Raw genomic sequence first — 20,886 nt, forward strand, 5'->3', positions numbered from 1 at the left:
GAATAGTTCCCCATCGGGATGCAGCTTGGGACGCTGACGAGGTCGATGTCGCGTCAGACGGGCCCGGTAGCCCGCCAGGCCGGCATCGTAGCCCTTGATGGGATCGACCGTGTGGCGAGCGATTTCTCGCGACACGGTACTCGGTGCACGGCCCAGATGAGTGGCGATGGCCCGGATCGAATGAGTGGCTCGCATCATCATGATGGCGGCTCGGTCTTCAGCAGAGAGATGGCGATAGCAATGAGTCATGGCAGCACCGTACCTGATGGGTCACGTGTTGCATTTGGTCATTGAGACCGCCTACCGTTCATGCCACGTAGTCATGCTCTGCGAAAGGGGCGTCGCTCGATTCCTGGGCATGTCTATCTAGTGACTATCGTGACAAGACAGCGCCATGCATGGTTTCTCGATTTCCAGCACGCAGCCGTAGCCTGCCGCAACTTCTATACCGTTCCCCTCAGCCAAACCCTTGCCTATGTCGTCATGCCTGACCATGTTCACTGGTTATTGCAACTCGAGGGAGAGCTTTCCGATGTCGTGCGGCTATACAAAGCGAAGGTTTCGCTGGAGGTAGGTGCGAGCATTTGGCAGAAAGGGTTTCACGATCACACGATTCGGCGTGAGAAAGATATTCGCCAGGCCGCACGATACCTGGTTGCCAATCCGCTCCGTGCCGGCCTGGTCGATGACATTTCGCACTATCCTTACTGGAACGCGGCCTGGCTCTGAAGCGATGGCATGATCAATCGCTCGATAAATCGGGTTCCAACCATTGCGATGCATGGCGCTCACTCATCCAGCCACTTGGCGCTGAGTCCGGCGCTGGCATTCGCGATGCACCACGCGGCGTGGGCCCGCCTGGTGCTTTCCCGTTTCGGATACCCCCAAGACATTGCCCCGGCAGCGGGGCAATGTCGCGTTCGTGTGGGCCGACCATCTTGATCACCAGTCTAGGGGCTTGCTCGGACCAGCGGTTGCTGGTTCATGCATGCCGGCTTGTTGGTGCATCGTTTCCCTGTGAGTAATCCTGGTCACGTTGGTGTGAGTGCGGGTCAGGGCATCGCTTTGCCCGAAGTCGTTTTCCACCTGGTCGAAGGTCACTGTCGAGGACATCGAGGTCTTGGGCGACAGTGGCTGTCGGATCTCGTCGTTGAAGCGTATGGTCGCGTCGCTGGCGTCGTTCGCCATCGCGATCACTGGTAACGAGACAATCAGGAAGAAGGGGAGCAGCAGCTTGGTTTTCATGATGTTTTCCTCGATTCGCAGGGGGCTTTATCCGTTGTTCGTGAGCAAAGTATGTGTCGCACCCGAGGCAGCGAACGAATCGAATGGATCAAAAGTGCTTATTACGCCGGTTGATGATATTCAGGGGTGATGGTTCAGGTCATGCTCTGGGGGTCGTTGGCGAGCATCTGGATGCGTGAGCGAAGCCAGTGCTCGCCGGGGTCGTTGTCCTGGGTGCCACTCCACACCATCGAGAGTTCGAACGATGCGCCCTCGAAGGGCAGGTCATCCTCCCGCAGCCCGCCATGGATGGTCAGCGCGGTCGCCACATAGTCCGGCACCGTGGCGATGATGTCCGTGTCTGCCAGCAGGGTGCTCAGGCCAGTGAACTGCGGTATGGCCAAGACGATGTGGCGGGTACGCCCCAATTCCGCCAACTGTCTATCGACGAAGCCACTCAGGTCGCCGGCGAAGGACACCAGGGCATGCGGTCGGGCGCAATAGTCATCCAGGGATAACGAGCCGGGCATTCTGTCGGCACGCAATACGCGCGGCTTGCTGTGACGTAGCACCTTGCGCTTGGCATTGGCGGGCAGCTCGTTGGTATAGCTGACGCCTACGGAGATCTCGCCGGAGTTCAGCAATTCCGGCATCAGCAGGTAATTGGCGCGGCGCACGACGAGCACGATGTTGGGTGCCTCCGCACGCAGGCGGCGTAGTAGCGGCGGCAGTAGCCCGAACTCGACATCGTCGGAGAGGCCGATGCGAAAGACGGTGACGCTGGAAGCAGGGTCGAAGTCGCTGGTGGTGCTCAATGCCTCGGAGATGGCGTCCAAGGCGGGTTGCAGGTGGCTGAAGATCTCTATTGCCCGGGTCGTGGGCTCCATGGTGCGGCCGGTGCGGATGAACAGCGGATCCCCGAACAGCAGGCGCAGCCGCGACAGGGCGGCGCTGATGGCAGGCTGGCCAAGGAAGAGCTTTTCCGCCGTGCGGGTTACGCTGCGTTCATGCATCAGCGTTTCGAACACGACCAGCAGATTGAAATCGACACGCCGCAGGTCACTGCGATTCATCGGCGATTCTCCGAAGCCGACACCATCAATGGACATGACCATGATGGTTACCGTTAGCATTGATCGTCAGTGTCACTGCGTGAAAGCTTTTATAAGGTTAAAAAACTAATTAACGCGTTATATCCCCATCACCAAAACCTATAATGACTATCGACAGCGGTGAATGGTGTTTACCTCGCGCTGCCGATAGAGTCTGTTGCCATGCCATGTTCCAGCCGAGATGAGTCATGCCCCGGATGATACGCTTCAAGCGCTTCGGTCCTGCCAGCGTGCTCGAATACGAGGAGCGTTCAGGCCATGCGCCTGGGCCCGGCGAGCTCTTGCTTGCCACCGAAGCCATCGGCGTCAACTGGCTGGATGTGCTCAGGCGCCAGGACCTGGCGCCCACCAAGGCCACCTTGCCCGCGGGGCTCGGTTACGAGATGGCGGGGACGGTGCTTGCCCTGGGCACGGATGTCGATGATCTGGAAATCGGTGATCGAGTGGCGTCGCTGCCGGCCCATGGCCTTGACCAATATGCCACCTATGGCGACGAAATCCTGTTGCCGCGTTGCGCCTTGACGCGCTATCCCGGTTGTTTGACTCCGATCGAGGCCAGCGTCCACTACGCGCCGCTGCTCAATGCCTATTTTGGCCTCGTCGACCTGGCCAGGGTGGCTCCCGGCGAGCAGGTGCTGGTGACCGCGGCAAGCCAGGCGGGCGGCCCTTACACCGTGCAGCTCATCAAGGCGCTGGGCGCCCGCCCCATCGCCGTGACGGCGTTCGCAAACGACCGCGACTACCTGCTGTCGCAGGGTGCCGAGCAGGTCATCGTGACCGAAGAGGAGGATATGGTCGCGCGCATCGCAAGCCTCACGGATGGGCGTGGGGTCGACGTGGTAATGGACGGGCAGGGCGGTCCGCAGATGAAGCTGTTGGGCGAGGTGCTGGCGATCCGTGGACGCCTGGTGTTGCATGGCCTGCAGGGCGGCAACGAGACGCCGTTTCCCGCCTGCACCGCCTTCGAGCGGCATCTGCAGTTCTTCGTGCACTGCCTGACGAACTTCACAGGCCATCCCGAGCTGGACATTCCCCAGGATTGTGCCGCGCTGAATCCGGCACTGTCGGCCATCAATCGGATGACCGTGGAAGGTGCGCTGGTGCCCCAGATCGATCGGGTCTTCGCCTTCGAGGAGGCGGTCGAGGCGCACCGCTATCTGGAGACCAGCTACCCGCGACGTGGGCGAGTCGTGCTCAGGGTGTGATCCTGTGGGTGTTGCGAGCGAGCCGGCGAGCCGCTGGGTCATGAAATAGATGAAGACCCTGTCCTTGGCAGGTACATGTTCGCGACTGGGGTAGGCGGCGTTGATAGCGATGTCGGGTAGCTGCCATTGCTCGAGTACCGTCACCCGGCGCCCCGCGCGCAGAGCCTCGTCGACGATTTTTCTCAAGACTGATCGTTGTTCTTATCGATTCTGTTGTCATTCCAGACGCGCCATGATGATCGTGTCGCCATTCCAGGGCGACCAACAGGGGAGAACAATCATGCAGGCCTATGAATTGACCGGTGTCGGCTTCGACACCCTGATCCGCACGCAAAGACCGCGACGCTCGCCCGCGGCCCATGAAGTCGAGATTCGCGTGGCCGCGAGTTCGATCAATTACCGTGATTACGCGCTGGTCCACGGCCTCTATCAGCGCGACCTGCCCAAACCTTTCATTCCGCTCTCCGATGGGGCCGGTACGGTCGTCTCGGTGGGGGAGAACGTCCGGCGTTTCAAGCCGGGTGAGCGGGTGCTTGGCCACTACACCACCGGCTGGCTGGATGGCCCGTTCTCTTCGGACAACCACGCCAGCAAGCTGGGCGGGCCGCTCGATGGCTGGCTGGCCGACAGCATCATCCTGCCCGAACAGGCGCTGTTGAAGGTGCCGAAGCATCTTTCCCTGGTCGAGGCGTCGACCTTGCCGGTGTCGGGGTTGACCGCCTGGGCGGCGCTTGGCGACATCGAGCGGCTGAGCGGGCGGCGCGTATTGATCGAGGGAACGGGCAGCGTTTCGCTGATGGCGCTCCAGCTTGCCGCGGCGGCGGGCGCCGAAACCTTCGTCTTGAGTGGCAAGGCGCAGTACCACGACCGGTTGCGCGAACTGGGGGCGACCCGGGTCTTCGATTATCGCCAGCTGGATGACGTGCCCGCGACACTGCTCGCGGCGACCCAGGGCAAGGGAATCGATCTGGCCGTGGAGGTCGTGGGCGGCAACCACCTGCTATCGACCTTGTCGCTGATGGCCGATGGCGGCACGGTGGCGGTGGTGGGCTTTCTCGAGGGCTTCGAGGTAAACGGCGATCTGATCGGCCCGCTGCTGCGTCGCTTGTTGACACTGCGTGGCGTCAGCGTCGGCAGCAGGGCGCAGTTCGAGGACTTTCTCGACTTCCTGACGCGCCATCGCATTCACCCGCTGGTCGGCACGCACTACGATTTCGATAGCGCCCCCTTGGCGATCGAGGAGGCGGAAGGTAGAGCCGGTCTCGGCAAGCCGGTGATCGTTCACGACGAGCTTACCCCGTGAGATTCGTGTCGCCGATATCGCTATCTCGGTGACGGCGGGATTCAACCGATTCGCGGATCACCAGGCGGGGCGCCAGCGAGCGGATGGAATCGAGAGGGCGGCCATGCTCCAGGCGTTCGATGAGCTGGGCGATGGCCGTGGCGCCGAGTTCGTAGATGGGCTGGTGAATGGTGGTCAGTGATGGCGTGAGATAGCGAGCGAGTTCGATATCGTCGTAGCCGATCACCGAGAGGTCGTCGGGGATGCGCATTCCCCATTCGTGGATGGCACGTATCGCGCCGATGGCAACCAGGTCGTTGAAGGCGAAAACCGCCTGGGGACGGGGGCGGTTCTCGAGTAGCGCCTGCATGGCATCGAAGCCGCCACCAGCGAGCAGATTGGTGGTGACGATACGCTCCGCGGGGGTATCGATGCCGGCGGCTGTCAGGGTGGCAAGGGCGCCGGCCAGGCGCTCCCGGGAGCGCGGGTGGTCCTCGGGGCCGGTGAGCAGGGCGATATCCTCGAAGCCCTGGGCCAGCAGATGCTCGATGGCCAGCCGGGCGCCGAGGGGCGAGTCGTCATTGACCACGCCGACGTCCTGTCCCGGTTCAGGATCGGCATCCATGAGAATGGTCGGCAGGCCCTGGCGTCTTAGTGCCTCCAGGAAGGCCGGACCGTTGCGGGAGGTCATCACGATCAGGCCATCGATGCGCCGGTCGAGCAGTGTCTGCAGGTAGGCGAGCTGCTTGTTCTCGACATCGTCGGCGTTGCACAGCACCAGGCTGTAGCCATTGGCGAAGCAGTGATCCTCCACGCCACGGATGATCTCCGAGAAGAACGGGTTGTGGGCGGTGGTCACGATCATGCCGATGGTGTGGCTACGGTTGGACTTCAGCGTGCGGGCCACGCTGTCGGGGCGATAGCCGAGTTCAGCGATGGCGCGCTGCACCCGCTCGAGGGTGTCGGGGGCAACGCGCCGGGTGTCGTTGACCACATGCGACACGGTGGTGATCGAGACGCCGGCCTGGCGGGCGACGTCCTTGAGACGGATCATGACGGCGTATGCTTACTCCGCGGTGATCAACTTGAGCGGCACCGGGATATTGTCTTCGACGCTTTCGCCCTTGAGCAGCTTGTCGGCAGTGACCACGCCGAGTTCCCCGATGCGCGCCGGCTGCTGGGCCACCGTGGCCGCCATCTGGCCGTTCTCGACCGCCTGGATGCCGGCGTCGGTGCCATCGAAACCGACCAGCACCATGTCCTCCTTGCCACTGGCGGCCAGGGCGCGCTGGGCGCCCAGGGCCATCTCGTCGTTCTGGGCGAACACGGCGTCGATCTCGGGATGGGCCTGCAGCAGGTTCTCCATCACGTTGAGCCCTTCGGTACGGTTGAAATTGGCGGGTTGGGAGGCCACCAGCTCGACGCCTTCGGCGTTGTCGATGGCGGTGGTGAAGCCCTCGCCGCGATCCCGGGTGGCCGAGGCGCCGGGCACCCCTTCGAGCTGGACGACCTTGCCCTCGCCGCCGAGCTGTTCGACGACGAACTCGCCGGCCAGCTTGCCGCCGGCAACGTTGTCGGAAGCGATGTGCGAGGCCACGTTGCCGCCATTGGCGCTGCGATCCAGGGTGATGACCGGGACGTCGCGGGCGTTGGCGCTGCGCACGCCGGACACCGCCGCGTCGGAGTCGGTGGGGTTCATCATCAACAGGTCGATGTCCCGGGACAGGGCATCCTCGACGTTGGAGAGCTCCCGGGCGGCGTCGTTGCCGGAGTCCAGCACGATCAGCTCGTGCCCCAGTTCCTCGGCCTTCTGCTGGGCGCCTTCCTGCAGGGTGACGAAGAAGGGGTTGTTGAGGGTGGAGACGACCAGTGCGATGCGGTCGGCCATCGCGCTGCCGGTGGTGCCGATGCCGAGTCCGGCAGCGACGGCGGAGGCGAGCAGCAGTTTCTTCATGATGGAGCTCCTTGGGTCTTGTTGTGGGCTATCCACGCTCAGGATGACGATTGCGACCGGCTGTCAATCAGCACGGCCAACAGAATGACCGCCCCCTTGGCGATCATCTGGTAATAGGATGACACGCCCATGATGTTCAGGGCATTGTTGAGCACGCCGATGACCAGCGCGCCGATCAGGGTGCCGAAGATGCGTCCGCGACCGCCCATCAGGCTGGTGCCGCCGATCACCACGGCGGCGATGGCGTCGAGTTCGTAGCCGGTGCCGGCGGTGGGCTGGGCCGAGCCGAGGCGTGCGGTCAGCACCACCCCGGCCAGGGCCGCGCAGGCACCGGAAATGGCGTAGACGCTGATCTTGATGCGGTTGACGTTGATGCCCGAGAGCCGCGCGACCTTTTCACCGCCGCCCACCGCATAGACGTGGCGGCCGAAGCGGGTATGGTGCAGCACGCTCCAGCACAGTACGAAGACGAAGAACATCAGGTAGATGGGGATCGGCACGCCGAACCAGTAGCCGCCGCCGAGCAGCCAGAAGGTGTCGGCGGCCTCGCTGGCGCCGATGGCGATCGGCCGGCCATCGGTGAACACCAGCGCCGCGCCACGCAGGATGGTCATGGCCACCAGGGTGACGATGAAGGCCTGCACGCGGCCGTAGGCGACGAACAGCCCCGAAATCGCTCCCAGGGCGGCGCCGGCGGCCACGGTGCCGGGCACGCTCAGCCAGGGAGCCAGGCCGGAGGCGGTCATCGAGGCGGCGAAGGCGCCGGTCAAGGCCAGTACGGCACCTACCGACAGGTCGATCCCCGCGGTGAGGATGACGAAGGTCACGCCCATGGCGATGATGGCGTTGATGCTGGTCTGGCGCAGCACGTTGAGCGTGTTGTCCAGGGTCAGGAAGTTGTCGCTCATGCCGGCGCTGACCGCGACCAGCAGGGCCAGCGCGAGGAAGGCCTTGTTGTCGATCAGCAAGCGGGTGACGTGATGGGTCGCGGGGGCACTCATCGGGCTGATATCTCCTGGGGGGCGTCGACGTGGGCGGCGGCGGTCATGATCTTCTCCTGGGTGGCCTCGTCGCGGGTGAATTCGCCGGTAATGCGGCCGCCTGCAAGCACCATGATGCGATCGGACAGGCCGAGCAGTTCGCTCATCTCCGAGGAGATCAGCAGCACGCACTTGCCGTCGCGCTTGAGCTGGTTGATCAGCAGGTAGATCTCGCGCTTGGCGCCGACATCCACGCCCCGGGTGGGCTCGTCGAGGATGACGATGTCCGGTTGGCACATCAGCGCCTTGGCCAGGGAAACCTTCTGCTGATTGCCGCCGGAGAGCGTCTCGGTGTGTTGACGCGGGTCGCTCAGCTTGATGCTGAACGCATCGATGTAATGGCGGATCGCCGCGTTTTCCTGGCCGTGCCGAATGATCCCCAAGGGGCCGCAGAAGGCGGGCAGGGCGGTCAGCGACATGTTCTCGCCCACGGGGTGGTCGAGCAGCAACCCGGCCTGCTTGCGATCCTCGGGCACGTAGACCAGTCCCGCGCGCAGTGCCTGCCGAGGTGATGTGAAGCGCACCTCGCGACCGCGCAGGCGAACCTGACCGGAGATCACGCCGACGTCGCCGCACAGGGCCTGGGCCATTTCCGTGCGCCCGGCCCCCATCAACCCGCCGAAGCCCAGCACCTCGCCGGCTCGGGCATGAAAGGACACCCCCTCGACTCCTGGTGCCACGAGATCCGCCACTTCGATCAGGGTATCGCCCGGGGTCGGGGGCTCGTAGGGGTAACGATCGGCAAGCTCGCGACCGACCATCTGGCGGATCAGCATGTCCTCGTTCATCTCGGCGGTGGGCCCCTGATGGATCAGCTTGCCATCGCGCAGCACCGCGACGTCATCGCACATGCGAAAGATCTCCGCCAGGCGGTGGGTGATCAGCACCAAGGACTTGCCGGCGTCGCGCAGGGTGGCGATCACCTGCTCGAGGATGTCGGTCTCGATATCGGTGAGCGAATCCGTGGGCTCGTCCATGACGATGATCTCGGCATCCAGGGACAGGGCCCGGGCGATCTCGACCATCTGCTGTTGTCCGATGCTGAGTCGCGATACCGGGGTGCGGGGGTCGATCCGCTGCTGCAGGCGTTCGAGCAACGTGCTGGAGTCGCGGTAGAGCCGTGGCCAGTCGACGGTGCCCAGGCGCGTGCGCGGCTCGCGGCCGAGGAAGATGTTTTCGCCGGCGGAGAGGGTCGGGATCAGGTTGAGTTCCTGGTGGATGATGGCGATACCCGCATCCATGGCCTGGCGCGGCGTGGTGAAGCGCACCTTGTCGCCGCGCAGGGTGATGCTGCCAGCGTCGGCGCGATAGACGCCGGTCAGGATCTTCATCAGTGTCGACTTGCCGGCGCCATTCTCGCCGGCCAGCGCCTGGACACGGTTGGCATGCAGCGAGAGGTCGACCTCTTCGAGTACCTTGACGCCGGCGAACGCCTTGTCGATGCCCCGCAGTTCCATCAGGGGAGCGTTATTGGCTGCCATTTACCTGGATTCCACTTTTGCTGGTAGGCACAGGGTAGTACGCAAACGTTTGCGTCTACGATTAGCGGAAAGTCTGAAAATGCTGGTCGGCCACGAGGATTGGCAAGCTTTTACGGCTAAAAAATGGATAGAAAAGGACTGGCAGGGAACAGCAGGGCTCAGCGGCGATAAATCTCTCGACGGTGGCCTACGCGGATCAACAGAATGCGGACCTCGTGGTCCTCGATACTGGCAATGATGCGGTAATCGCCTACGGGATAGCGCCATAGCTCGCTTAACTGACCGGACAAGGGCTTGCCGAGCTGACGTGGATCTTCCAAGGATTGAATGCGAAAGCGCAGGTAGTCACGAATGCGCTTTGCGTCCGTGTGTCCTATCTTCTTGAGCTGCTTGACGGCATCGTCGGTGAGATCAATCCGCCAAGCCAAGACTGCGCTCCACCTCATCCAGGTTATGGGTTGTCATCTCGCCGCGACGAACCTGCTCAAGGGTTTGCTCGGCCAGATAGATGTCCTCGAGATCCTCCAGATGCTCGAGGATCGCTTCACGAGCGTAATAGCTCTTGGTGCGGCCAGTGGCTTTTGCCAAGGCTTCCAGGCGCTCTTCGATATCGGCAGGTAGCCGTAAGGCGAGCATGGAAGATCCTCCAGCGGATGAGTGCTATACGAGTATAGCAGGTCCGGACAACGAACGGACACGTCGCATGACGGATGCTTATCCCTGAAGCTTAGGCGCTTTCTCGATCGTCGAGTACGCCATCCACCGCCGCGACTTCGAGCTTGTTGCACAGGTGATCGCGCAGTATCTGGCCCAGTTGCTGTCCATCCCGCTGTTTCAGGGCCTCGATCATCTTCTCGTGGTCTGACACCGCCCGTTCCCAGAAGCTGTCGGTCATCTTCTTGGAGTAGCGCACACGTTTCACGCGTTGACTGAGGTTGTTGTACATCTCCTGCAGCACCTCGTTATCGGAGGCCGTCAGGATGCTTTCGTGTATCTGGCGATTGACCTGGAAATACTCGGCGAGCTCTCTGTCGCGATAGTGCTGGAGCATCTTCTCGTGCAGGGCGCAGATCCTGGCGATGCCCTCGTCGCTGATGTGCTGGCAGGCCAGTTCGCCGGAGAGCCCTTCCAGGGCGGCCATCAGGTCGTAGGTGTCCTTGACCATCTTGAGCGTCAGCTGTCGGACCCGGGCGCCGCGGTTGGGCAGCAGCTCCACGAGGCCTTCCGAGGCCAGCACCTTGAGCGCTTCACGCAGGGGGGTGCGTGACACGCCGAACTGCTCGCAGAGCTCCCGCTCGGGGATGCGTTGGCCGGAAGCGAGATCGCCGTGCTCGATCAGCTCGCGGATGCGGTCGGCCACTTCCCGGTAGAGGGTCTGGTACTGGATCTTGCTCATGCTCGCTTCCTTGACGTTCTGCTTGTTCTGAACGTGCCGACGCTCGCCTGCTTTCCGATAGAGCCGAGACGCTGAGGTTTTTCCTTCGCCAACCTCTCATCCAAGAGTGGCGAGATTCATCCTGTTGTGCAAAAGGCATTATGAATACAAAATTCCCTGAGGTACAGGCGACGATCCACGGAGTCGAGATGGCCGCCTCACCCAGTACCCAACGAACAATGACAATCAAGGAGTTACTTTCATGGCTGGCAAGGTTTACCGCAGCAAGGTGCTGCTCTCCCGAGCCTCGGGTCGTCAAATCATCGATGGGGCGTTTGCCTCGGCGCGTGACAAGGGGATGGAACCGCTCACGGTGGTCGTGCTGGATGGCGGCGGCCATCCGGTGGCCGCCGAACGCGAGGACGGCTGTGCACCACTGCGCTACCCGGTCGCCCAGGGCAAGGCATTCGCCGCGCTGGGCAATGGCCTCGCCAGCGGCGTGGTTGGCGAGCGCAATGCCGAGCGTCCAGCGTTTCTCTCAAGCGTCGCCGCCGCTTCGGGCGGGCGCTCGGTGCCGGTCTCCGGTGGCGTGCTCATTCTCGATGCCTCGGAATGCGTGATCGGCGCGGTGGGGGTGAGTGGTGCATCCTCCGCCGAAGATGAGCAGGCGGCGATCGCCGGCATCGAGGCGGCGGGGCTGGCCTGGGGGCTGGAGCCCGGTTGAGTGGCCACCCGCGCGTGAGGCAGTGGAACAGGTGTTTCATGGCCGTCAAGGCGTTGCGACGAAAGTTTAATTTCGAATTTTGAATTTTGAATTCATTCTCAATCCACATCGGCCTAAGGGGCATTTCCCTCGGCCGGTACGAGTACAAAAACAACGTAACCAGTGGAGTGAGCCATGAAGTTTCTCAAGACAGCCCTGGCAGCAACCGTCATGGTCTTCGGTGTACAGGCGGCCAACGCCAACGAGATCGAGATCAAGTTCGGCCATGTGGGTGGCCCGGGCTCCCTGTTCGAGAAGTCGGCCAACGAGTTCGTTCGGCTGGCCAACGAGCGTCTGGAAGGGCAGGCCAATGTGGCGGCCTACGGCTCCAGCCAGCTCGGTACCGACTCCCAGATGCTCAATAAGCTCAAGCTTGGCACCCTGGACCTGGCTCTGCCATCCTCCATCATGAGCAGCGTGGCGCCGGAGTTCTCGCTCTTCGAGATGCCCTATCTCATCGAGGACCGCGACCACATGCGCCGGGTGCGTGACGATTTCCTGCGCGACACGCTCTACGAGGCCGCCGAGGGCAAGAACTACAAGATCATCGGCATCTGGGAGAACGGCTTTCGCCAGATCACCAACAATGTCAGGCCGATCGATGTTCCTTCCGACCTCGAGGGCATCAAGCTGAGGACGCCCAACGGCGTGTGGCGGGTGGAGATGTTCAAGAGCTACGGCGCCAACCCGGCCCCGATGGCGCTTTCCGAGGCCTTCGTCGCCTTGCAGACCGGTGCCATGGACGGTCAGGAAAACCCCTTGGTGCAAATCTATTCCCAGCGCTTCCAGGAAGTCCAGGACTACCTGTCGCTTTCCAATCACGTCTATACCCCAGCCTACGTGCTGGCCGGCGCCAGCTGGAATCGCCTGCCCGAGGACGTCCGTCAGGTGTTGATCGAGACCGCCGAAGAGGTCGAAGGGTATGCCCTGGAGCAGGGGGCCGCGCTCGACGACAGCCTGCTCGCCAAGTTCGAGGAGGCGGGCATGGAGATCAACAAGGTCGATACCGAGGCCTTCGTCGAGGAGTCCACCGCGATCTACGAGAAGTTCGGCAACGAAGTGGAAGGTGGCAAGGAGATGATCGAAAAGGTCGACGCGCAGCGCTGATCCCTTTCACTTCCTGATCCAACCGCGTCCCGCCGGTGGCCATGCCACGGCGGGGCGTCCACCTCGCACATCCTCCCCGGAGATGGCTATCGTGTCCTTGCACAAGATCAAGGCGGCTTACCAGAAGCTGCTGGAATTCATCGTCTTCCTGAACGTGGTGGCGCTATCCGGAGTCGTGATCGTCGGCTTCATGTCGCGCCTGCTGGGTTCTCCCTTCAGCTGGTATGACGAGGTCGCCTCCGTGGGCCTTGCCTGGCTCACCTACTACGGTGCGGCGCTGGCTGCCGCCAAGGGCGCTCACATCACCTGCCCGAGCATCATCAACATGGCCCCGCCCAGCCTTCGCCTGCCGGTGGCCCTGCTGGCGGAAGCGATCACCATGGCCTTCTTCGTGCTGCTCGGCTACACCGGCTACCAGGTGGTGGTGATCCTGGAAGGTTCGACCCTGGTGAGTCTCACCAGCGTCTCGCTGCAGCTCACCCAATCCGTCATTCCCATCGGTTCCGCACTGTTCATCATCGCCCAGTTGATGCGCTTGCCCGAGGTGATCGCCAGTGCCCGGGGCGCGGGCTTCATCGATCACGAGCTCGAGGAGGCAGGCATCAACCCCGATGACGCCAGTGAGGAAGAAGAGCGCGGTGCCCACCGGGCGTTGAACGAGACCGGCGCACATCCGAGAACACCGGGAGCATAACAATGATCATTCTATCGATGTTCGTGGGCCTCATAGGGCTGATCCTGATCAACGTGCCGGTTGCCGTGGCGCTGGGCATCGTGGGGGCGTTGGCCACCATCGCCAGCTTCGGCCTCTTTGCACTTCCCAACGTGGGCATGGTGATGTTCGACGGGGCGACCAAGTTTCCGCTGATCGCGATCCCGTTGTTCATCCTGGCCGGTGCCATCATGAATGCCTCGAGCATTTCCCGGCGCCTGATCGATCTGGCCATGGCGATGGTGGGGTTCATCAAGGGCGGCCTCTCCATGGTCACCATCGGCGCCTCGATCTTCTTCGCCGAGATTTCCGGTTCGGCGGTGGCGGGCGTCTCGGCGATCGGCAGCATCCTGATCCCGGCCATGCGCAAGAAGGGCTACTCGAAGGAGTTCTCGGCCGCCATCTCCTCGTCGGCGGCGAGTCTGGCCATCATCCTGCCGCCGTCCATTCCCATGATTCTCTACGCCGTCATGTCCGGCGAGTCCGTGGTCAAGATGTTCATTGCCGGCATCTTCCCGGGGCTGCTGGGAGCCATGGGATTGGCCGCGATGTGCTACTACCTGGCCAGGAAGCACGATTTTCCCTCCGAAGGGAAGTTTCAGGCCAAGCGGCTCTGGGAGGCCTTCAAGGGGGCGATCTGGGCGCTGGTGATCCCTGTCATCATCCTCGGTGGCATCTTCGGGGGCATCGTCACGGCGACCGAAGGAGCTGCACTGGCGGTGGTGGTGGCGATCTTCATCAGTGCCGTGATCTACCGCGAGTTCTCGCTGAAGATCTTCTACAAGTCCTGTGTCGATGCGGGCATACAGACCGCCGTGGTCATGTTGCTGGTGGCCAGTTCCGCCGTGGTGGGGCTGTATCTCACCGAGACCCAGATCCCGCAACAGATGGCCAACTCCATCAGCCAGCTGACGGAGAACAAGTACGTCATTCTCGCACTGCTCAACGTCATCTTCCTGATCCTGGGTGTCTTCCTGCACTCGGCCGCCGCCATCATCCTGGTGGTGCCCATCGTGCTGCCGCTGGTGACGGCGGTGGGGATCGATCCGCTGCATTTCGGCCTGATCGTGACCCTGAATCTGGCCATCGGCCAGCAGACGCCGCCGGTGGCCAGCGTGCTGATCGCCTCCTGCTCGATCGCCCGCTCGGATATCTGGGCCACGACCCGCACCAACCTGTGGTTCATCGGCGTGCTGTTCGCCATCTTGATGATCAACACCTACGTACCCGCCTTTGCGCTGGCGCTGGTCAACCTGGTTTATGGCTAAAGGCTCGGAGCACTCGATGTCCAACGAAAGCGTAATCTTCGAACAGCGCGACGGCGTTGCCTGGATCGGTTTCAACCGGCCCGCCAGTCGCAACGCCATGACCTGGGAAATGTACGACGCCCTGGAAGCCCATTGCGATCGTCTGAGCGCCGACGACGAGGTGCACGCGGTGGTGCTGCACGGCGTGGGCGGCGAGGCGTTTGTCGCCGGCACCGACATCACCCAGTTCGCTCATTTCTCCAAGCCGCAGGATGCGCTGGATTACGAGCAACGCATCGATCGCGTGGTCGGCAAGCTGGAAGCGCTGAACAAGCCGACCATCGCGCTGATCGAGGGGTTCTGCGTGGGCGGCGGGGCGGCCCTGGCCCTGGTCTGCGACTTTCGCTATTGCACGCCGTCGCTGAAGTTCGGCGTGCCCATCGCCAAGACGCTGGGCAATACCCTGTCGATCACCAATGTCGCGCGGCTGATCGACATGCTGGGTGTCGCCCGCACCAAGGAAGTGCTGATGCTCGCCCGCTTGGTCGAGGCCGAGGAGGCCAGGCAGGCCGGGCTGGTGAATGGTGTCTTCGCACCGGACGAGATTGCCCGCGAGGTGGCGTCTGTGGCCGCGGAATTCGCCAGATTCGCCCCGCTGACCGTGCAGGCCACCAAGGCGCTGATCGGTCGCGTCCAGGCGCAGCGGCGCACTGCGCTCGAGGCCGGCAACGATTGGGTCACCACCTGCTACATGAGTCGCGACTTCCAGGCGGCCGTGGATCGGTTCGTCAACAAGACGCCTTTTGAATGGACCGGACGCTAGTCGGTCACTGATAAAACAACAATCGGGGAGAAGCGCCATGCTGCCTCTACAGAATATGAAAGTACTGGATGTCTCTCAGATCATGGCGGGGCCCTACTGCACCATGGTGCTGGCCGACATGGGCGCCGAGGTGATCAAGGTCGAGAAGGTCAACGGCGGTGACGACAGCCGTCAGATGGGGCCCTACGTCAACGACGAGTCGACCTGCTTTTCGCAGATCAACCGCAACAAGAAGAGCATCTCGCTCAATCTCAAGGAGGCGCGGGGGCGCGACATCTTCTACCGCCTGGCCGCCGAGGCCGATGTGATCGTCGAGAATTACCGGCCCGGGGTGACGAAATCGTTGGCGATCGATTACGACACCATGAAGGAGATCAATCCCGGCATCATCTACTGTTCGATTTCCGGCTACGGCCAGACCGGCCCCTACAGCCACAAGGGCGGTTTCGATCTGGTGGCCCAGGGCATGACGGGGCTGATGTCGATGACCGGGGAGAAGGGCGGACGTCCGTTGAAGACAGGGATCGCGGTCTACGACATCGGGGCCGGCATCACCGCGGTCTACTCCATCCTTGCCGCCTACATTCACAGGATGAACGGTGGCGAGGGGCAGCATGTCGACATCGCCATCACGGAATGCGGCCTGCCCTGGTTCACCTGGGAGGCGGCCGCCTATTTCGCCGAAGGCAAGGTGCCGGAACCGACCGGCTGGCGGCATCGTGTCTCGGCGCCGTATCAGGCGGTCAAGGTCCGGGATGGCTACATCATGCTGGGTTGTGCCAATCAGCGCACCTGGGAGCGCTTCTGTCGCGACGTTCTGGAACGCGAGGATCTCATGGCCGACGAGCGTTTCCTGACCAACTTCGCGCGAGGCCAGCATGTCGAGGAGCTGGAGGCACTGCTCGAGACGCTGCTCGTCGAGCACGATGCCGACTTCTGGCTCGAACGCTGCGACGTGGCCGGGGTGCCGGCGGGGCCGATCAACGACTTCGATCAGGCCATGCAGGATGAGCATTACCTGGCCCGGGGAATGGTTCAGGAGATGGAACACCCGGTGATCGGGCGGATGAAGACCATCGGCTTTCCCAGCAAGTTCTCGCGCACACCATCGCAGATCCGCAGCCCTGCGCCGCTGTTCGCCCAGCATACCGACGAGGTCCTGGCGGAACTCGGGCTTTCGGGGAGCGATATCGAGCGGCTGCGTGCCGAGGGCCATATCCGCTAGCCAGGCAGCAATTTTTTAAGCGGCAAAATGAATTCATTATCAAAAATACAATTCGATCCTGGAGCCGTATCATGTTGAACCTCGACTTCCATCCCTCCGGCCGTCATTTCCTGCAGATTCCGGGTCCGTCGCCGGTGCCAGACCGCATCCTGCGCGCCATGAGCCTGCCCACCATCGACCACCGCGGGCCGGAATTCGGCGCCCTGGGGCGCGAGATCCTCGACAAGGTCAAGAAGGTCTTCAAGACCCGCAACCCGGTCATCATCTACCCGGCCTCGGGAACCGGCGCCTGGGAGGCGGCACTCATCAATACGCTCTCCCCGGGTGACCGGGTGCTGATGTTCGAGACCGGCCACTTCGCCACGCTCTGGCACCAGATGGCGCGTCGCCTGGGGCTGGAACCCGAATTCATCGGCCTGCCCGGTTACGAGGGGTGGCGGCACGGGGTGCAGGCCGAGATGATCGAGGCGCGACTCAAGGAAGATGGCGATCACCGGATCAAGGCGGTCTGCGTGGTACACAACGAGACCTCCACCGGGGTCACCAGCGACATCGCGGCGGTGCGTCGTGCCATCGACGCTGCGGGGCATCCGGCCCTGCTGCTGGTCGATACCATCTCGGGGCTGGCCAGCGCGGACTATCGACACGACGAATGGGGCGTGGACGTCACCATTTCCGGCTCCCAGAAGGGCCTGATGCTGCCCCCGGGCATCAGCTTCAACGCCGTCTCCGACAAGGCGCTTGCCGCCAGTCGCGAAGCGATGCTGCCGAAAAGCTTCTGGGCCTGGGACGAGATCATCGAGACCAACCGGAACGGTTACTGGCCCTATACGCCGAGCACCAACCTGCTCTACGGGCTCAACGAGTCCCTCGACATGCTACTCGACGAGGGGCTCGATCATGTACTGGCCCGTCATCGCCGCTGGGCGGCGGGGGTGCGTGCCGCGGTCGAGGCCTGGGGGCTGGAGATCCAGTGCCTGGACCCGGCGGTCTATTCGCCGGTACTGACCGGCGTGGTGATGCCCGAGGGTGTCGATGCCGACGCGGTGCGCAAGATCATCTACGAGCGCTTCGACCTGTCGTTGGGCGCGGGTCTCGGCAAGGCCAAGGGGCGCATGTTCCGGATCGGCCACCTCGGCGACTGCAACGATTTGACCCTGATTGCCACCCTCGGCGGCTGCGAGGCGGGCATGAAGCTTGCCGGCATCGAGCTCGAGTCCAGCGGTGTGACGGCGGCGCTGGATTACTTTGCCCATCACACCCTCGAGGATGTCAAGTGACAAAACCGTTCAGCGATCTAGAAGCGCGCCTGACTCGGGAGATGGAAGGCGAGGTCTTGTTCGACCGGGCCTCCCGCGGGCGCTATTCGACGGATGCCTCGATCTACCAGATCACCCCGGTGGGCGTGGTGATACCGCGCCATCAGGACGATCTGAGCGTGGCCTTGGATATCGCGCGGGACGCCGGCGTTCCGATACTGGCGCGGGGTGCCGGCACCAGCCAGTGCGGCCAGACGGTGGGCGAGGCGCTGGTCATCGATACCTCGCGCTGGTTGAACGGGGTGATCGAATTCGACCCCGAGGCACGCAGCGTGGTGGTCGAGCCGGGTATCGTGCTCGACCACCTCAATGCCTGGCTCAAGCCCCATGGCCTCTGGTATCCCGTGGACGTCTCCACCGGCGCCCAGTGCACCCTGGGCGGCATGGCCGGCAACAACTCCTGCGGTTCCCGCTCGATTCGCTACGGCAACATGGTGCACAACGTGCTGGGGGCGGATGCGGTGCTGGCCGATGGCAGCGAGGGCCATTTCGGCTTCGTCGACGAGCTTCCCGAGACCGGGCGACTCCGGGAGTTGGCCGAGCGGGTTCGCGCCATCGCCGAAGGCGTCGCGCCCGAGATTCGCGAGCACTTTCCCAAGGTGCTGCGCCGCGTCGGGGGCTACAACCTGGATATCTTCGACTGCCAGAATCCCAAGCCCTATGACCCCCAGGGGCGTGCCAACCTGGCGCATCTGCTGATCGGCTCCGAAGGCACCCTGGGAGTGACTCGGCGCATCAAGCTCAGGCTCTCGCCACTGCCCGATCACAAGGTGCTGGGCGTGGTGAATTTCCCGACCTTCTACCAGGCGATGGATTTCACCCAGCACATCGTCACTCTCGACCCCTCCGCCGTGGAGCTGGTCGATCGCACCATGATCGATCTGTCTCTGGAGAATCCCTCCTTCCGGCCGGTGATCGAGAAAGCGTTGATCGGCAAGCCCCAGGCCGTGCTGCTGGTGGAGTTTGCCGGAGAGAATCGACAGGCACAGCTGGACTCCCTGCAAAGGCTCGGCGAACTCATGGCCGACCTGGGGCTGCCCGGCAGTGTGGTCGAGATGCCCGAGTCCGCGGCCCAGAAAGCCTTGTGGGATGTGCGCAAGGCGGGGCTCAACATCATGATGAGCATGAAGGGGGACGGCAAGCCGGTCTCCTTCATCGAGGATTGCGCCGTCCCCCTGGAGCATCTTGCCGAATACACCGACAAGCTGACTCAGGTGTTTCATCGCTACGGTACCGAGGGCACCTGGTATGCCCATGCCAGCGTGGGCACCCTGCACGTGCGGCCGATTCTCGACATGCGCCGCGACGGTGCCGAGAAGATGCGCGAGATCGCCGAGCAGGCCTCCGCACTGGTGCGCGAGTACAAGGGGGCCTATTCCGGGGAACATGGCGACGGTCTGTGTCGCGGCGAGTGGGTGGCCTGGCAATTCGGCGAGACTGTCAACGATGCCTTTCGCGAGGTGAAGCGACTGTTCGATCCCGAGAATCGCTTCAATCCGGGCAAGATCGTCGATACCCCGAAGATGGACGACCATCGCTACTTTCGCTTCCCCGGGAAATACCAGGTGATTCCCGTGACGCCGGTGTTCGACTGGTCGGCCTGGAACGTCAGGCGCGATCCGCTGACCGGCGAGCAGAGCCCTCCGGGCAGTGCCGATGACCCCAGCCACGGCCTGGCGATGGCGGTGGAGATGTGCAACAACAACGGCCACTGCCGCAAGTTCGACGCCGGTACCATGTGCCCGAGCTATCGTGTCACCCGGGACGAGCAGCACCTGACCCGTGGGCGGGCCAACACCCTTCGCCTGGTGCTTTCGGGCCAGCTGGGCGAGGAAGGCCTGGCCGGCGACGCGGTCAAGGAGGCGCTGGACCTGTGTGTCTCCTGCAAGGGCTGCAAGCGCGACTGCCCGACCGGCGTCGACATGGCCAAGTTCAAGATCGAGGCGCGGGCGGCGCGCGTCAAGGCCCAAGGCTTGTCGTTGCGCGAACGCATGGTCGGCGAACTGCCACGCTTTGCGCCCTGGGCCAGCCGTTTTCGCGGCATGGTCAATGCCATCGATGGCGTGCCATGGCTGTCGCGACGCATCAAGCATGCGCTGAGGCTGGCGCCGCAGCGCTCCTTGCCGAGCTTCGACGGCAATTTCCTGGGCGAGTCTCACACACCGCAGGCGCAGGCTTCTCGGGAGGTGCTGCTGTTCGTCGATACCTTCAACAATTACATGGAAGGCGACAACCCACGGGCTGCCAAGCGGGTGCTTGAGGCTGCCGGTTATCGGGTGCACCTCAACGTGCGCGAGGGGGAACGCCCCCTGTGCTGCGGGCGGACCTATCTCTCCTCGGGGCAGATCGACAAGGCCAAGGCCGAGGCGCGGCGCACCCTGGATGCCCTGATGCCCTTCGTCAGGCGCGGTGTGACGATCGTCGGGCTCGAGCCCTCCTGCCTGCTGACCCTGCGCGACGAGTTCCTGCAATACGGTTACGGCGACGAGGCACGCGCGCTTGCCGAGTCGGCCTGCCTGTTCGAGGAGTTCCTGGTCAGGGCCCGGGAGGCGGGAGAACTGCCACTCGAATTCGAGCCGATACCGTTCCGGCGTGTCATGCTGCATGGCCATTGCCACCAGAAGGCCTTCGATGCGGTGCGGCCCATCGAGCAGGTACTGGCCTGGATCCCCGGTCTCGAGGTCACCACCATCGAGTCGTCCTGCTGCGGCATGGCGGGCAGCTTCGGCTACGAGGTCGAGCATTACGATGCCTCGATGCAGATGGCGGAACTCTCGCTGCTGCCGGCGATCCGCACGGCAAGCGAGGACACCGTGCTGGTCGCCGATGGTACCAGCTGCCGGCAGCAGATCCAGGACGGCAGCGGCTGCCAGGCGATGCATGTGGCCAAGTTGCTGGAGCAGGCACTACCTTGAGAGAAGAGTGATCAGACCGATACCGATTCTGATGCATGTATCGGGCTAACAGCGCCCATCGCTCGCTGAAGCGAGCTCCCACAGGCGGCTAATATAAAAGGG

The 20,886-nt window shown here is 63.1% G+C and carries 21 protein-coding genes; 11 read left to right on the top strand and 10 right to left on the bottom strand.

Annotated elements, in window-relative coordinates; translation table 11 throughout:
* A partial coding sequence (locus tag BUA41_RS18155; RefSeq protein WP_139249176.1) for a helix-turn-helix domain-containing protein occupies positions 1 to 249 on the bottom strand: 249 nt, incomplete at its 3' end.
* Between the two features lie 60 nt (positions 250 to 309).
* Between BUA41_RS18155 and BUA41_RS18160 the strand changes: the two genes are divergently transcribed.
* Positions 310 to 729 carry an REP-associated tyrosine transposase gene (locus tag BUA41_RS18160; RefSeq protein ID WP_072825565.1) on the top strand — a complete coding sequence of 140 codons (420 nt, stop codon included), beginning with the start codon at positions 310 to 312 and terminating at the stop codon, positions 727 to 729.
* A gap of 213 nt (positions 730 to 942) precedes the next feature.
* Here the strand turns inward: BUA41_RS18160 and BUA41_RS18165 are convergent, their stop codons facing one another.
* Together BUA41_RS18165 and BUA41_RS18170 are read right to left on the bottom strand one after the other, a co-directional pair.
* Positions 943 to 1,245, bottom strand: a complete 303-nt coding sequence (locus tag BUA41_RS18165) for a hypothetical protein (protein ID WP_072825567.1) — start codon at positions 1,243 to 1,245, stop codon at positions 943 to 945.
* Positions 1,246 to 1,379: 134 nt separating this feature from the next.
* Positions 1,380 to 2,297 carry a LysR family transcriptional regulator gene (locus tag BUA41_RS18170; protein ID WP_072825600.1) on the bottom strand — a complete coding sequence of 306 codons (918 nt, stop codon included), beginning with the start codon at positions 2,295 to 2,297 and terminating at the stop codon, positions 1,380 to 1,382.
* Between the two features lie 227 nt (positions 2,298 to 2,524).
* On the opposite strand from BUA41_RS18170, the gene BUA41_RS18175 reads away from it, so the two are divergent.
* Both BUA41_RS18175 and BUA41_RS18180 read left to right on the top strand, forming a co-directional pair.
* Positions 2,525 to 3,541 carry a zinc-dependent alcohol dehydrogenase family protein gene (locus tag BUA41_RS18175; protein WP_072825569.1) on the top strand — a complete coding sequence of 339 codons (1,017 nt, stop codon included), beginning with the start codon at positions 2,525 to 2,527 and terminating at the stop codon, positions 3,539 to 3,541.
* Positions 3,542 to 3,821: 280 nt separating this feature from the next.
* Positions 3,822 to 4,844: a zinc-dependent alcohol dehydrogenase family protein gene (locus BUA41_RS18180; protein ID WP_072825571.1), complete on the top strand. Its 1,023-nt coding sequence runs from the start codon at positions 3,822 to 3,824 to the stop codon at positions 4,842 to 4,844.
* Here BUA41_RS18180 and BUA41_RS18185 read toward each other — a convergent pair.
* The 7 genes from BUA41_RS18185 to BUA41_RS18215 all read right to left on the bottom strand — a co-directional run bounded on the left by BUA41_RS18185 (position 4,834) and on the right by BUA41_RS18215 (position 10,694).
* Complete coding sequence (locus BUA41_RS18185) at positions 4,834 to 5,877, bottom strand: LacI family DNA-binding transcriptional regulator (protein ID WP_072825573.1); 1,044 nt, start codon at positions 5,875 to 5,877, stop codon at positions 4,834 to 4,836. The two genes, BUA41_RS18180 and BUA41_RS18185, sit on opposite strands and share 11 nt — an antisense overlap.
* Before the next feature lie 12 nt (positions 5,878 to 5,889).
* Entirely contained in the window at positions 5,890 to 6,777 is an 888-nt protein-coding gene (gene rbsB, locus BUA41_RS18190) for a ribose ABC transporter substrate-binding protein RbsB (RefSeq protein WP_072825574.1), read from the bottom strand.
* Between the two features lie 38 nt (positions 6,778 to 6,815).
* Positions 6,816 to 7,778, bottom strand: coding sequence for a ribose ABC transporter permease (gene rbsC / locus BUA41_RS18195; RefSeq protein WP_072825576.1), 963 nt, complete (start codon positions 7,776 to 7,778; stop codon positions 6,816 to 6,818).
* Positions 7,775 to 9,298: a sugar ABC transporter ATP-binding protein gene (locus tag BUA41_RS18200; protein WP_072825578.1), complete on the bottom strand. Its 1,524-nt coding sequence runs from the start codon at positions 9,296 to 9,298 to the stop codon at positions 7,775 to 7,777. Before BUA41_RS18200 ends, rbsC begins: the two co-directional genes overlap by 4 nt.
* 158 nt (positions 9,299 to 9,456) lie before the next feature.
* Entirely contained in the window at positions 9,457 to 9,726 is a 270-nt protein-coding gene (locus BUA41_RS18205; protein WP_072825580.1) for a type II toxin-antitoxin system RelE family toxin, read from the bottom strand.
* Entirely contained in the window at positions 9,710 to 9,934 is a 225-nt protein-coding gene (relB, locus tag BUA41_RS18210; protein ID WP_072825582.1) for a type II toxin-antitoxin system RelB family antitoxin, read from the bottom strand. Before relB ends, BUA41_RS18205 begins: the two co-directional genes overlap by 17 nt.
* A gap of 91 nt (positions 9,935 to 10,025) precedes the next feature.
* Positions 10,026 to 10,694: a GntR family transcriptional regulator gene (locus tag BUA41_RS18215; protein WP_072825584.1), complete on the bottom strand. Its 669-nt coding sequence runs from the start codon at positions 10,692 to 10,694 to the stop codon at positions 10,026 to 10,028.
* 241 nt (positions 10,695 to 10,935) lie between these two features.
* On the opposite strand from BUA41_RS18215, the gene BUA41_RS18220 reads away from it, so the two are divergent.
* The 8 genes from BUA41_RS18220 to BUA41_RS18255 all read left to right on the top strand — a co-directional run bounded on the left by BUA41_RS18220 (position 10,936) and on the right by BUA41_RS18255 (position 20,784).
* Positions 10,936 to 11,397, top strand: a complete 462-nt coding sequence (locus BUA41_RS18220; RefSeq protein ID WP_072825586.1) for a GlcG/HbpS family heme-binding protein — start codon at positions 10,936 to 10,938, stop codon at positions 11,395 to 11,397.
* Between the two features lie 174 nt (positions 11,398 to 11,571).
* Positions 11,572 to 12,543 carry a TRAP transporter substrate-binding protein gene (locus BUA41_RS18225; RefSeq protein WP_072825588.1) on the top strand — a complete coding sequence of 324 codons (972 nt, stop codon included), beginning with the start codon at positions 11,572 to 11,574 and terminating at the stop codon, positions 12,541 to 12,543.
* 82 nt (positions 12,544 to 12,625) lie between these two features.
* Positions 12,626 to 13,237 (top strand): TRAP transporter small permease, encoded by a 612-nt coding sequence (locus BUA41_RS18230; protein ID WP_084671831.1) that lies wholly within the window; start codon positions 12,626 to 12,628, stop codon positions 13,235 to 13,237.
* A gap of 2 nt (positions 13,238 to 13,239) precedes the next feature.
* Complete coding sequence (locus BUA41_RS18235; RefSeq protein ID WP_072825590.1) at positions 13,240 to 14,523, top strand: TRAP transporter large permease; 1,284 nt, start codon at positions 13,240 to 13,242, stop codon at positions 14,521 to 14,523.
* 16 nt (positions 14,524 to 14,539) lie between these two features.
* Positions 14,540 to 15,325, top strand: coding sequence for an enoyl-CoA hydratase/isomerase family protein (locus BUA41_RS18240; protein WP_072825592.1), 786 nt, complete (start codon positions 14,540 to 14,542; stop codon positions 15,323 to 15,325).
* A gap of 37 nt (positions 15,326 to 15,362) precedes the next feature.
* Positions 15,363 to 16,550, top strand: coding sequence for a CaiB/BaiF CoA transferase family protein (locus BUA41_RS18245; RefSeq protein ID WP_072825594.1), 1,188 nt, complete (start codon positions 15,363 to 15,365; stop codon positions 16,548 to 16,550).
* A 71-nt stretch (positions 16,551 to 16,621) separates the two neighbouring features.
* Positions 16,622 to 17,830, top strand: coding sequence for a pyridoxal-phosphate-dependent aminotransferase family protein (locus BUA41_RS18250; RefSeq protein WP_072825596.1), 1,209 nt, complete (start codon positions 16,622 to 16,624; stop codon positions 17,828 to 17,830).
* On the top strand, positions 17,827 to 20,784 hold the full coding sequence (locus tag BUA41_RS18255) for an FAD-binding and (Fe-S)-binding domain-containing protein (protein ID WP_072825598.1): 2,958 nt from the start codon (positions 17,827 to 17,829) through the stop codon (positions 20,782 to 20,784). Before BUA41_RS18250 ends, BUA41_RS18255 begins: the two co-directional genes overlap by 4 nt.
* Positions 20,785 to 20,886: the final 102 nt, after the last annotated feature.

The sequence above is a fragment of the Modicisalibacter ilicicola DSM 19980 genome, assembly GCF_900128925.1.
Taxonomy (GTDB): domain Bacteria; phylum Pseudomonadota; class Gammaproteobacteria; order Pseudomonadales; family Halomonadaceae; genus Modicisalibacter; species Modicisalibacter ilicicola.

Bases quoted from the DNA above. Each gene is read 5' to 3' on its own strand.
- BUA41_RS18160 (WP_072825565.1), top strand. From the start codon at position 310: ATGCCACGTAGTCATGCTCTGCGAAAGGGGCGTCGCTCGATTCCTGGG.
- BUA41_RS18165 (WP_072825567.1), bottom strand. From the start codon at position 1,245: ATGAAAACCAAGCTGCTGCTCCCCTTCTTCCTGATTGTCTCGTTACCA.
- BUA41_RS18170 (WP_072825600.1), bottom strand. From the start codon at position 2,297: ATGAATCGCAGTGACCTGCGGCGTGTCGATTTCAATCTGCTGGTCGTG.
- BUA41_RS18175 (WP_072825569.1), top strand. From the start codon at position 2,525: ATGCCCCGGATGATACGCTTCAAGCGCTTCGGTCCTGCCAGCGTGCTC.
- BUA41_RS18180 (WP_072825571.1), top strand. From the start codon at position 3,822: ATGCAGGCCTATGAATTGACCGGTGTCGGCTTCGACACCCTGATCCGC.
- BUA41_RS18185 (WP_072825573.1), bottom strand. From the start codon at position 5,877: ATGATCCGTCTCAAGGACGTCGCCCGCCAGGCCGGCGTCTCGATCACC.
- rbsB (WP_072825574.1), bottom strand. From the start codon at position 6,777: ATGAAGAAACTGCTGCTCGCCTCCGCCGTCGCTGCCGGACTCGGCATC.
- rbsC (WP_072825576.1), bottom strand. From the start codon at position 7,778: ATGAGTGCCCCCGCGACCCATCACGTCACCCGCTTGCTGATCGACAAC.
- BUA41_RS18200 (WP_072825578.1), bottom strand. From the start codon at position 9,298: ATGGCAGCCAATAACGCTCCCCTGATGGAACTGCGGGGCATCGACAAG.
- relB (WP_072825582.1), bottom strand. From the start codon at position 9,934: ATGCTCGCCTTACGGCTACCTGCCGATATCGAAGAGCGCCTGGAAGCC.
- BUA41_RS18215 (WP_072825584.1), bottom strand. From the start codon at position 10,694: ATGAGCAAGATCCAGTACCAGACCCTCTACCGGGAAGTGGCCGACCGC.
- BUA41_RS18220 (WP_072825586.1), top strand. From the start codon at position 10,936: ATGGCTGGCAAGGTTTACCGCAGCAAGGTGCTGCTCTCCCGAGCCTCG.
- BUA41_RS18225 (WP_072825588.1), top strand. From the start codon at position 11,572: ATGAAGTTTCTCAAGACAGCCCTGGCAGCAACCGTCATGGTCTTCGGT.
- BUA41_RS18230 (WP_084671831.1), top strand. From the start codon at position 12,626: ATGGCTATCGTGTCCTTGCACAAGATCAAGGCGGCTTACCAGAAGCTG.
- BUA41_RS18235 (WP_072825590.1), top strand. From the start codon at position 13,240: ATGATCATTCTATCGATGTTCGTGGGCCTCATAGGGCTGATCCTGATC.
- BUA41_RS18240 (WP_072825592.1), top strand. From the start codon at position 14,540: ATGTCCAACGAAAGCGTAATCTTCGAACAGCGCGACGGCGTTGCCTGG.
- BUA41_RS18245 (WP_072825594.1), top strand. From the start codon at position 15,363: ATGCTGCCTCTACAGAATATGAAAGTACTGGATGTCTCTCAGATCATG.
- BUA41_RS18250 (WP_072825596.1), top strand. From the start codon at position 16,622: ATGTTGAACCTCGACTTCCATCCCTCCGGCCGTCATTTCCTGCAGATT.